This window comes from Anaerotruncus sp. G3(2012) (assembly GCF_000403395.2).
Classification (GTDB): domain Bacteria; phylum Bacillota; class Clostridia; order Oscillospirales; family Ruminococcaceae; genus Anaerotruncus.
Window position 1 is genome coordinate 60,892 of record NZ_KE159677.1, and the last position, 11,703, is coordinate 72,594.

Sequence of the window (11,703 nt, forward strand, 5' to 3'; positions counted from 1 at the left end):
CCTTTGGAATCCGCCGCCTTTGAAAAGGCGGGCGAAACTTTTGAGTCTTGCGGGGGTTACGCTTCCTCGGCGGTAGTGACATGGATCGGTACAAACGGCCTGCCGTCCCCGTCGAAATACCGGCTGAACATCTCATAGAACTCGAGGCGCAGCACCTGGATGCCGACGATCAGCCCTTCCATGCCGATGACGAACAGGTTCCCGACAACAAGAACAAACGGACTGACCGAATGGGACACCATCTCCGAGAGGGTGAACACCACTGCCATCATCCCCGCGTGGCTCAGAACAAACCCGCCCACCCGCAGGAAAGACATGGTGTTTGAGAAAAAGCTCAGAACCACCTCGAACAGTTCAAAGAAGCCGATCAGCACATAGCCGGTGTAGCCGCCCTCCGGGCGGGCTTCCTCCGCGCTTTTGCCCTGGCTGAGTCCACCGAGCGGCTCCTTAAAGAGGATCAGCATCAGCGGCAGGATGATCCACAGCGTGATATAGGCTTCCGTGAAATAGTTTTTCCCGGTGAGGAACAGGACCGCCGCACCGAACAGGATCGACCCATAGAACAGGAATCCCGCTATGCCGTTGGCGGAGAAAAATGCGCGTTCCCAGTCCTTCCTGCGCACGCTGATATAAATATCGAGCAGGATTGACGAGCAGATCAGCACCACACCGAGCGCAACCGCCGAAAGCAGCACCAGGTTGGTATTCTCGGGGGCCATGACCTCGATCGGCTTGCCCGGAAGCCCGAACACCTTCTGGTAGAACGGGTCGAGCAGATGTTCAAACCCGAACACCGAGCCATAGAAGGTCCCGAAGATGCAGGAAAAAATCCCGATGCGGTTGATAACCCGGGCGATGTTCAGCCGTTTTTTCCACCAGAGCAGCCATCCGCCCAGCACGAGCAGCAGCCCCTGCCCGAGATCCCCGAACATGATGCCGAACAGCAGGCAGTAGGTGAAGGCGACAAATGGGGTCGGGTCGAAGTCCCCATAGGCCGGCAAGCCGTACATCTCGACGAACATCTCAAACGGCTTGGAAAACCAGCCGTTTTTCAGCCTGGTCGGCGGGACCAGACGTTTGTCCGCATCGTGCGGCTTCAGCTCAACGGTTACCCCGTCGAGCGGTTCAAACACAGCGGCGAATGCCTGCGCATCCTCCTCCTGCACAAACCCGGTGATGTAAAACAGATCGAAAAAGTTTCGCTTGAGCACCGCGACATATTTGCGCAGGTTGAAGGAATCCGAGAGGAATTTGAGCCGGGTATAGAGCCGGAAATACTCCTCCTTGTTTTGGGCAATCAGCTGCCTGCACTGCTCGTTGACCCGTTCCCGCTCGGCGCGGTTTTTCTCCAGCTCCGCCTTGATCCGCGCGATCTCATCCTCGGGGGTCCCATGGATGAACTCGGGCACCCGCACCCGCTCGAAATAGAGGGAGGAGAACAGGTTGTCGATCTCGGGGGCGTCGTCGGTCAGACAGAAATAGACGCTCCAGTTGTAGTCCTCCTCGGTATCGAACGATTTGTAGATAAACGGGCGGGTCTTATAAAGCGCGAGTTTGGCTTCGCTGTCGACCGGCATCCGCCCAAACCGGACCTTGGTATACCGGCAGTTGAAAATCTTGTCAAAGTGGACGTCCAGCGAGACCAGGTGCGAGATATGCACCAGCGCGCCTTCATCCTGTTCGATCTCCCGCTGGAGTGTGTTGTGGCGTTCCCGCAGCGCGTCCAGTTCCTCCTTGAACCGGGTGTAAAACTGTTTGTAATCGTCAGCACTGGTCTGGATAACCTTTTCCAGGTCCTCCTTCTGCACATACTGCGGCATGTATTCCGGGTGAATCCCGGCGGTCACACCGAGATCGACCACATGGCTGAGCATTTCGGCATAGGGGTTCTCGTCCGAAAGCGGCTTGAACCCGGCGACCTCCCCCGCAGTATGGATCGATGGTTCGGGGTGGAATGCCCCGTTTTCGATCACCCGCAGAAGCACGTCGTCCAAATGCTTCATGTCGCCCATAATGCTTACCAGCGAAAGCTTGGCAATAGACATGGCGATTCGTCCTTTCTTCCGCGCGGGCCGGACCGTTCCGGCCCCACGCTTGGTAGGGCTTGCTTGAAACGGAAAAAGACGAAGATTCCGTTTTTCCAGACAGCCCTTAGAACCCGTATTCACAAGTGTTTGACGCCGCCCGAACAGGCCTTTTGCCGGCCTGCCGCGCTGCAAAACCCTGCAATACACAAAATATTGCCTGCATGGTTTCGCCTTACTGTGGATGCAGGTTCCTAGTGGCAGAGCAGGCTGCCGATCCGTTCGGGGGGAAGCTGGTAACGGACCCCCTCGATCACCCGGATGATGTTTTCCGCCTCGATCTGGCGCAGCAGGATAAAGGCCAGAAACACCACCTGCGGGTCGGTCGAGAAGTGCAGCTTGTGCCGGATCAGCCCGCACCGGATCGCTTCGGTCCCGCTCTCGATGTAGTTCATCTCAGGCGAAAGCGCCCGTTTATAGGGGGAGATGCTGCACAGCATCTTCATAAACGTCTGCGCATCGCGGGCTTCCACCAGCCGGTCGAGCTGCTTTTCCCCGATCCGGCAGCGGACCGGCAGCAGCATCTTCCGGATCCGTTCGGGAGGCGCCTGGAAGGTCGTTTTGAGCCGGAAGATGGTGTTGAGGTTGCTCGTCTCCGCCCGCAGGCTGATCAGCTCCTGCACCTGCCTGCGGCTTTCCCCATGCAGTTTCGCGCAGTAGCCAAGCAGGGTGGTGTAATAATAGGTGCGCAGCGCGACCTCCACTGCGGTATAATCCACCCTGCCGTCCCGGACATCTGCCTGTGCACACTGCCGCAATACCGTCCCATAGGGGGTATTCGCGACTGTCTCAAGGAGCTGGGAGAAATCCCGCACCTGTGCGAGCGCGAACAGGTCAAACGACGCATAAGCGCTCATAAACGCGGGAATCTCCGCAACCATCGTCCCGGGATGCCCGGAGATCAGATCCCGCATACAGGTGAGGATCAGGTTGATCTCCATGTCCATCACCACATAAAAACCCATGTGGTGATGGGGGCCAAGGAACCGCACCAGCCGGATATACTGGTGAAACAGGTCCTTGTGAAGCAGATTTTCGAGCTGCCCGCGGTGGATGGCGCTGTCCTGCACCCCCGAAAGCGCGGCGGCATAGCTGGTTTTTTCCCGCAGATAGGCGGAAATCTCCTGCACGCTCTGCCGGCGGATCAGGTCGTCGTACTGTGTGCGGGTGAGCATCTGCCCATACATCGCCCGCACCTTTGCCAGGGCTGCATTCGCGGATCTGTTCATCGCCTCACCCGCCTATACAGCGGGAGACGATCTCCCGGATCCACCGTTCCCCGTTCTCCTGATAGGTCTGCCGGAGATGTTCCATCTGGAGGTCGTACCTGCGCCGGGCTTCCACAAACTGCTCTTCCTTTTCGGCCTGTGCCTCCCGGCGGCAGTCTTCCATATGCCGCGCGAGATGGTCCCGGTAAAGGTTGGCCATCTCCTGTTTGTAGTCCCCCATGCGGCTCATGACTTCCCGGCGCTGATCCAGTGCTTCCCGCACAAGCTGCTGTCCCTTTTCGTCATACTCGATCAGGCGCCTGATTACCTCTTCCAAAAAGCTCACCCTTTCTTTTCTTCATGTCTGGCAATCGCAAAAATATGGCTTCCGTTTTGTCCCTCTATTATTTTCCATCCAGTGAAAAACAAACTTTTGGAAACGTCCCTAGTTTAGCCTGATTACGGAAATTTTTCAAGTTAAATTTTAAACGAAATTCTTTTTTCAAAGTTTCTCTGTGCTAATTGTATATTTTTTTATCTAAAAGCGACCTGACTTGTTGAATTTGCACATACCCCTCCGGCACAAAACCCCATCTTAAAAACAGATGATAGGGTGAATCCTTCCCCCTATTCCTCGGGCTTCCATCCGGGCCAAAACCTTGACGGGCCTTCCAGCTTTTGCTATACTGAAAAAAACGGATGGAGGACTTTGCCATGAAACTTGCGGAAGCATTGCAGCTTCGTACCGGCCTGCAAAAACGGATCAGCCAGCTTTCCAGCCGTCTGTGCAACAACGCAACCGTCCAAGAAGGGGAAAAGCCCGCCGAGGACCCGGCCGCCCTGATGGAGGAATATGAGGACTGCGTCGCCCAGCTGGAAGGATTGATTGCCCGGATCAACCGCACCAACAGCGAAACCCGGACCGAATCCGGCACGCTGACCGAGCTGCTGGCCCGCCGGGACTGTCTGAAGCTGCGGCTGCAAACCTATCATGATTTCCTGGCCTCCGCCAGCAGTCTGACCCGCCGGGCCACCCGTTCGGAGATCCGGATTCTAAGCACCATACCGGTGCCCGAGTACCAGAAAAAGGCGGATGTGCTTTCCCGCCGGCTGCGGGAGGTGGACAACGCCATCCAGTCCGCCAACTGGTCCACCGAGCTTTTGTAAAAACCCCTTCCATTCTTTCGGATGCATTATCGTTCAAAAGAACGGAAAGAGGGGCCTTTCCACAGGGAAAAAGCCCCTCTTCATGATCGGTATAAAACAACTGTCAGTTGATTTCACGCACCAAGAGACCCTGTTCGGCACCCGTTTGCGGGCACCTTTTCGACCGATGATACTCTGTCAATAAAACCAGATTCTCAAATTTTTCCGGCTCCTGATAGCGTTTTCTTCCGCTCTCTTCCCGAATTACCATCACTTCTCGCCCCAATGATTCAGGAACTGCGCGATAAACCGTATACGACCGGGATACTCCTTCCTCATCGGCCACCGTGATCCGAAGGATCGCCCCACCGCCCCGCTTTATAATCTGCCCATCCCGATCCCGCAGATCGGACCCATCCGAAAGCAGGCAGCAAAGCTGCTCGATTTCATCCGGACAGTTGAGCCGCTTCTCTGCGAGCACCTCTCCTTTTGATGTTTCGTATAAGAGCGTCGCTGATTGTCCTGCGTAAATCTTTACACAGGATAACCCTATCAGCAATAGTGCTATCATGATTCCCGCGAAAAATTGCAGAAAATTTCGTTTTATATTCCCCATGATTTTCAAGTTGTTATCGTTGAATACCAGTTGTATACAATGCTTCCATATGTGTATTGGAAATTCAGTGCAGAGGAGGGACTTCCTTTTTTGTAGAGCCATTTATATGTTCCACTATTAGAATCGCTTACTCTAATGCCGTACTCCCCTGCAAGAGAATCGGAAGAAAAGCCGCAAAGCACTGTGTAATGCGCAAAATTTGTAGATTGCCAATTAATAATACCAGGTTTCTGGTTATTCATGTATGTTTTAACTTGATTAGGTGTTAGTTTTCCTTTTTTGCTTCCTGTTATATCATAACACTTGCTTAAAGCGTTTACAACATCTGAATCATACGCTCCCTCATTATAACCTATTCCCATTTTATCAGCAATCTGCAAAGGAGTATATTTGTTGCTTTTTGTCAAAAATTTCCCTGTTAACATCACTGAAACGGCCCAGCATTCCCCATAAGACTGCTTATAGGTTCCTACATTTACCTCTATTACCTGAGCCCCTCTTGACTGCAACGGAATGTCTAATGAATATCGTTCTTTCGCTGAGTAATAGTCCGTTGGATTCATATCTTGCCCCATCTTTTTATCACTATAACCATTCTCTAAATGCTCTATTGAAGAGCTTGCAAAGCTGTACTCCTCAATTATCTGTACATCTTCATCTGTTTTAAAATAAAGACTATCATTAGTGACTATAATGCAAAAATCTTCTTGTCCATTATTTAAGTATTTGTTTATATTCGATGCCCAGTCCTGACTAAAAGAATACGTTGGGCTTGCCTTATCTCCGTGGACGCCCAATACGCCTATAACTACATTATTTAAATACACAGGATAATAACTGACTTGACTAAATTCTGAAATGTTAAAATCTGTATACTCATAAACAGGTATTTGGCCTCCAAGCTGTAACTGATCTCCACTAATCAAGGGAGTCTCTTTTTCCGTTACCATCCAACTTGATAGTAAGTTTTGTATACAAGATAATTGCTCCTCAGAAAAAATTTCATGAATATTGTCTGATTTCCCGGATGCAAATGCCACCACTGATAGACTCATCAATACTGCTATCGACACAACAAAGCTTATAATTTTTTTTAACATTTTTATATCTCCTCTCTGTCAAAGCCTTTTCTGAATTTTTAGTTTACCTTGGATTTGTTATAGTTATGATCTCCTTTCTTCATTAATAAAATAATTATAACACATTTAATATTTTTTGTAAATACATTATTAATATTTATTATATGAGTTAAAATTCTTATGATATTTAAGATACTGATATACGATGCTGTTCAGCCCGGATGGACAGCTGGCGGATTCAGCAAAATGTTCTGCAGGGGGGCGTTGCCCACGGACTGCAAACGATAAGCCTGTTGGTAGCCGCAGACAGGGCGAATGCGACCGCTTCCGGCCGTGGAAAGAGCCGGACATGGTTCTGTGAGGGACCGAGCATATGGACGCGCAGAAGGGCCTGCGTGCGGGGTTCGATTCCCCGGTTGATTGTTATGCCCAGCATTGTAACACGCGCATTGTTACCACTGACACTGCACAACCACGCATTGACTGTTGCGGCGAGGGAGGGTACGGGGATTCTTAAAACAGGCAGGAACGGCCGGATGAGGCCGTTTTTTTACCTCTCTTTGCTTGCTTTTTTGCTCTGCTGTTGGTATACTGGAACCGGAGCCTTCACTTTCGTGAACAAAGCGTTTTGCCAGCCTTTTCAGAGGCTGCGGGGTCAAGGGGCAGAACCCCCGCCGCTGTGCGTACGCAGCGGAACCCCATCGCACACAAACGGCCAAGGGAGGAACGACTTATGAAAAAGACTGCCCGCATTTTGGGGCTTGCGCTCGCGCTGACAGCCGCGCTTTCGGCGCCGGTTTCCGCGGCGACCCTGCTCACCGGAGACGGGTTCTCCAACCGCGCGAACGCCGATTACTGGCAGACCGACCGCTATGAGCCGGAGGGGTTCGACTATGCAAACGGCAAGCTCTACCTGAGCGTCGGGCGGGAGGGAGCCGCCTCCAACCGGCCTGCCGATATGCAGGGGAACTATTACGCCTTACAGGGCCGCAGGATGGCTGTCAACAAGACACCGGGAGCGGTCTGGACCGCAGCCGCCAAGATCAAGATCGACGAGTCATGGGTCGAGGGCAACCCCGGACGCCGCCGCGCGGAGTTCCGGGTGGATGTGTACGGCGGCAACTCCGACGTGATGCCCGGGATGGCGGTCGTGACCAACGGGTCCGGCTCTCTGGCGGTTCAGTACGCCAATCCCGCAATCAAGTCCGGATGGTCAACCACAAGCCGGTATTACGATACCAAAGACCAGGAGTATCTCTCGCTTGAGCTCGAGGAAGGCTGGCACACCCTGCTGGTTAAGGCAAACGACGGGTTGGTCTACTACTATCTGGACAACCTCCAGATCGCATCGGTGGAGTTCTCCGAGAGCGCGCTGACCCCTGCCTGGCTTGCGCTCAACGCGCAGAACTACGGCGCCGACTACGAGGTCTGTTTTGACAGCTGTTACCTCTACAACGGCGGATACAGCGTCTACAAGGCTTCGCAGGAGTCCCGGGAGCGCGCCGAAGATCGCAAAGCCGAACGCTACCAGCAGAAACGCGACAACTGGCGGGAGCGGCATACCGTCTATAAATTTGACGGAAGCGACAGGGAATATACCCGCGAAGAGGCAAAGCAGGCTGGCCTGGATCCGGACCATGCTGTCTCCAGCCGGCTCGACCGGGAGATGCCGGACAGCTATTGGAACTATTGACAATCGGAAAGGAATCTTTGCGTTATGAAAAAACAGAAAAAATATGCTGCATCGGTAATAGCAGAAAGCCGGGAGGTTTGCTGTTAGAATCGAAGTACTCGTATTTCAGCGTTTTGACGATATCGTCAAACGGCTTCAGTGCCACCCCGCATTGAAAGCCGCGGGCATAAGCCCGCCGGTGTATGGAGTGCACCTTTGGCTATCAACCTCCCGGAAGGATGTGAAAAAACATACTTTTCGGAGGAGCTTATGAATCGCGAACAGAAACGAATCCAAAAACAAAAGGGATATTATAAAACGCACGCGTGTCACGACAGCTTTACCTGTAAAGTCTGCGGACGTCCGGTCGTTGCGGCAGGCGCAGGGAGCGACCACCGCAACCACTGCCCCAACTGCCTATCCAGCCTGCATGTGGACGAACTGCCCGGAGACCGCGCATCCGAATGCGGCGGCATCATGGAGCCGATCGGTGTGTGGGTGCGCAAGGGCGGCGAATGGGCAATCATCCACAGGTGCCGCCGCTGCGGGAAGCTCAGTTCCAACCGCGCTGCCGCGGACGACAACCCGATGAAGCTGATGTCCATTGCCATGAAACCGCTGGCCGAACCGCCGTTCCCGCTGGAACGGATCAGCGAATTGACCGCGCTCATGGGCGGAGCAGGCTCGTTAGAGCCAGATTCGCATTTTTAAAAAATCAACAGGCGTCCGGCCATTTATGCCGGACGCCTGTTGTCATATCTATACGATATGGGAAGGGGGAACGATATGATCAGAGAAACCTATGCCGGCTGTACCCTTTGCCTTATCCAAGGGAGGCTGTATCCAGAATCGCCCCGGTATCAGCCGAGCTGACCAATGCGGCATATTTCGCCAGCGCAGGGAGACGGGGTTTCCGCAGCGGCTGCCAGCCCTCTTTGCGCCGCTCCAGCTCTTCTGCGGGGACATGCAGTTCGAGTGTGCGGGCATGGATGTCAATCTCGATCTCGTCACCATCCTGCACAAAGGCGATCGGGCCGCCTGCCGCCGCTTCGGGAGAAATATGCCCGATGCAGGGGCCATGCGTCGCCCCCGAGAACCGCCCGTCGGTCACAAGCGCAACGTCTTCATCCATGCCGCGCCCCATAATGAGCGCGGTAGTGGAAAGCATCTCACGCATCCCGGGGCCTCCCTTGGGGCCTTCGTACCGGATCACAATGACGGTGCCCTTTCTGATCGTCCCGGCGCTGACAGCGGCATCCGCCTCTTCCATTGAGTCGAACACCCGGGCCTTACCGGTAAAATGCGCCATCGATTCCCGTACGCCCGACTGTTTTACCACCGCACCGCGCGGTGCAAGGCTGCCGTAAAGCACAGCAATGCCGCCTTCCGGCTTCTGTGGGGCTTCGAGCGTCTTGAGCACGTCATCGGGATTGGCGGTATATCCATCCAGCAGTTCGCCCAGCGTTTTTCCGGCCACTGTCATCACCTCGCGGTGCAAGCGAGGTTCCACCGTCTTGAGCACTGCGGGGATACCGCCGCTCGCGTCGAGCGATACAATCGGGTATTTCCCCGAAGGCTGGAGGTTGCAGACGAACGGCACTTCCCGGCTGATCCGGTCGAAATCCGAGAGATTCAGTTCCACGCCTGCCTCATGGGCAAGCGCCATCAGATGGAGCACCAGATTGGTCGAAGATCCAGTCGCCATTGCGCCGGCAACACCGTTGAGCAGGGCCTCGCGGGTCAGGATTTTGCGCGGGGTGATCCCCTCCCGCAGCAGCTGCATAACCGCGCGTCCGCTCGCCTTGGCGATCCGTTTGCGCTTATTCGAGACCGCCGGTGCGGTGCCTGCGCCGGGCAGCGCCATGCCGAGCACCTCGCTGAGCATACACATCGAATTGGCGGTGCCCAGATGCGCACAGCTCCCGACGGTTGGAAGGGTCGCTTTTTCTGCCTCTTTCATATAGTCCGGGGTGATGATGCCCGCTTCCACCCGGCCAGGGAACTCCCTCAGCTCGCTCGAGCAGAAAAGCGGGTTGCCGCCCACATTGCCGGGCAGCATCGGCCCTCCGGGGACGACGGCCGCCGGGATATCCAGCCGGGCTGCAGCCATCAGCATCCCGGGGATGATCTTGTCGCAGCCGGGCAGCAGGACCATCGCGTCAAAGTGATGGGCTTCGACCACCATCTCGATCGAATCAGCGATCAGGTCGCGGCTTGCGAGCGGATAACGCATCCCCTTGTGGCCCTGGCAGAGGCCGTCACAGATCGCGATGGTCTCGCTGCGGCGGGGGACTCCGCCCGCTTCAATGACCCCCTGGCAGACATAGTCCGCCAGCTCGCGCAGATGGGCATGACCGGGGACCATCTCGCTGAAGGAGCCGATAACCGCTACAAACGGCTTTTTCAGGTCCTCCTCGTCCATGCCGGTGGCATAGAGCAGGGCGCGCTGCCCGCTGCGGGCCAGCCCGTTGGTCAATGTGCTGCTGCGGTAGCTGGGGTCTTTCAGTTCAAACTCTTTTTCGTAATTCATGGTTGAACGCTCCTTTTTGATCTTGTAGAGAGTATCAAAACGGCTGCGCTCCCGCATTTCGCGTTTGCCATACCGATTTTTACAATCGAAGTGGCTGCCTGGAAACGATACTGTATGGAAAAAGGGTCAGCACATCTGCCGGACTGCCTCGTGCAGCAGTGCCAGGCTTTCCTCCCCCGGGGCGACATAGGGGGAGTCAATGAGGTAGTCCTCGAGTATCCTGAGGTTCTGCCCGGTCGCGGGGACGCCAAGCTCCTGAAGGGTCAGAGGCATATCCATGCCGCGCATGAACTCCTTGAGGGCGTCGCGCTCGGCGCCGAGCTGGTTGTAATGGAGCTGGGCAAACAGCCCGACCGCTACGATCTCACCATGCAGCGCACCAGCAGCCTCGTTGGTGAAGTGGGTGCGCACCCCGTCATACATCGAATGGGCAATCGCACTTTGACTGAAGCTGTGGGTGATATTGGCGATCACACCGGTGAGCGCGACAGCGATAAACGCTACGTCCTCCAGCGCCTTGGTGACCTTATGCCGGCGGTTATCCTCGATCGCCTGCGGGCCGTACTGCTCAAGTACTTCATAGGTATACTGCGCCATCCGAAAAGCGCTGAACAGGTTGATCTGGTTTTCGTCGAGCGTCATGACCGGCTTGCCGTTCTGAATCTCGATCCGCTTGGCCATCGCGTCGAGGATGCCGGCAGCGGTGTAGCGGATGGGGCAGTTGGCGATGACCTCCATGTCCATCAGAACCGCATCCAGCTCGTGGCTGTAGCGCCAGCAGTCTTTTTTCGCACCGGCGGGAGTATACATGACGCTCATGCAGGTGAACGGCGCACAGGTCGAGATGCTGGTGGGGATGTTCACCGTACCCAGGCCGGCATACTCAGCGACCGCCTTGGAAAAGTCCATAATCCGGCCTCCACCCACGCCGACCACCTCGTCACAGCCCGCGTCTTTGCATTTTTTGGCATACTCCTCTGCGGCTTCATAGCTGCACTGGCCGGAATAAAACACGAGCACATAGTCCAGCCCCGCCTGCTGAAAGCCGGGGAGAAGGCGGTCTTTCACAGCCTCCCATGCGCGGACGCCCGCAACGATAAACGCTTTTTTACCGAATTTGGAGATTTCTTCTCCGCAGATCTCCAGAATCCCGGTGCCCTGGCGATAGCGTCCAGCGCCGAATTTGATTGCGGTATCCAATACGATCTTTTCCATGTGAAAAATCTTCCTTTCGCGTTTTGTCCCACCGCGTACGCGCGGCAGCGAGGGCTCCGCCCCTCGACCCCGCCACCTTTGAAAAGGTGGACGAAACTTTTGGATAAAGAGCAGGTAAAAAGCGCACTTTGCCCCATCGGGGTGGGGCCTGCG

At 55.1% G+C, this 11,703-nt stretch carries 10 protein-coding genes; 3 read left to right on the plus strand and 7 right to left on the minus strand.

Features of this window, described 5'->3' with window-relative positions:
• Positions 1 to 56 precede the first annotated feature (56 nt).
• The 3 genes from C814_RS18490 to C814_RS18500 form a co-directional block, all read right to left on the minus strand.
• Positions 57 to 2,045: a V-type ATP synthase subunit I gene (locus tag C814_RS18490; RefSeq protein WP_016316945.1), complete on the minus strand. Its 1,989-nt coding sequence runs from the start codon at positions 2,043 to 2,045 to the stop codon at positions 57 to 59.
• 233 nt (positions 2,046 to 2,278) lie between these two features.
• Positions 2,279 to 3,313 (minus strand): V0D/AC39 family V-type ATPase subunit, encoded by a 1,035-nt coding sequence (locus tag C814_RS18495; protein ID WP_016316946.1) that lies wholly within the window; start codon positions 3,311 to 3,313, stop codon positions 2,279 to 2,281.
• 4 nt (positions 3,314 to 3,317) lie between these two features.
• Positions 3,318 to 3,629: a hypothetical protein gene (locus tag C814_RS18500; RefSeq protein WP_016316947.1), complete on the minus strand. Its 312-nt coding sequence runs from the start codon at positions 3,627 to 3,629 to the stop codon at positions 3,318 to 3,320.
• Between the two features lie 377 nt (positions 3,630 to 4,006).
• Here C814_RS18500 and C814_RS18505 point away from each other — a divergent pair, with 377 nt between their 5' ends.
• A complete protein-coding gene (locus C814_RS18505; RefSeq protein WP_016316948.1) occupies positions 4,007 to 4,459 on the plus strand; it encodes a DIP1984 family protein in 453 nt (150 codons plus the stop codon).
• A gap of 103 nt (positions 4,460 to 4,562) precedes the next feature.
• On the opposite strand, the gene C814_RS18510 is transcribed toward C814_RS18505, so the two are convergent.
• Together C814_RS18510 and C814_RS18515 are read right to left on the minus strand one after the other, a co-directional pair.
• Complete coding sequence (locus C814_RS18510; protein WP_155846427.1) at positions 4,563 to 4,919, minus strand: hypothetical protein; 357 nt, start codon at positions 4,917 to 4,919, stop codon at positions 4,563 to 4,565.
• Positions 4,920 to 5,059: 140 nt separating this feature from the next.
• Positions 5,060 to 6,154, minus strand: coding sequence for a papain-like cysteine protease family protein (locus C814_RS18515; protein ID WP_016316950.1), 1,095 nt, complete (start codon positions 6,152 to 6,154; stop codon positions 5,060 to 5,062).
• 712 nt (positions 6,155 to 6,866) lie between these two features.
• On the opposite strand from C814_RS18515, the gene C814_RS18520 reads away from it, so the two are divergent.
• Together C814_RS18520 and C814_RS18525 are read left to right on the plus strand one after the other, a co-directional pair.
• On the plus strand, positions 6,867 to 7,826 hold the full coding sequence (locus tag C814_RS18520) for a hypothetical protein (RefSeq protein WP_016316952.1): 960 nt from the start codon (positions 6,867 to 6,869) through the stop codon (positions 7,824 to 7,826).
• A 249-nt stretch (positions 7,827 to 8,075) separates the two neighbouring features.
• The gene (locus tag C814_RS18525) at positions 8,076 to 8,516 is read left to right on the plus strand and encodes an RNHCP domain-containing protein (RefSeq protein WP_016316953.1); all 441 of its coding nucleotides are present in this window, start codon (positions 8,076 to 8,078) and stop codon (positions 8,514 to 8,516) included.
• Between the two features lie 112 nt (positions 8,517 to 8,628).
• On the opposite strand, the gene ilvD is transcribed toward C814_RS18525, so the two are convergent.
• Complete coding sequence (gene ilvD, locus C814_RS18530) at positions 8,629 to 10,335, minus strand: dihydroxy-acid dehydratase (RefSeq protein ID WP_016316954.1); 1,707 nt, start codon at positions 10,333 to 10,335, stop codon at positions 8,629 to 8,631.
• Positions 10,336 to 10,461: 126 nt separating this feature from the next.
• Entirely contained in the window at positions 10,462 to 11,550 is a 1,089-nt protein-coding gene (locus C814_RS18535; protein ID WP_016316955.1) for an iron-containing alcohol dehydrogenase family protein, read from the minus strand.
• Positions 11,551 to 11,703 lie beyond the last annotated feature (153 nt).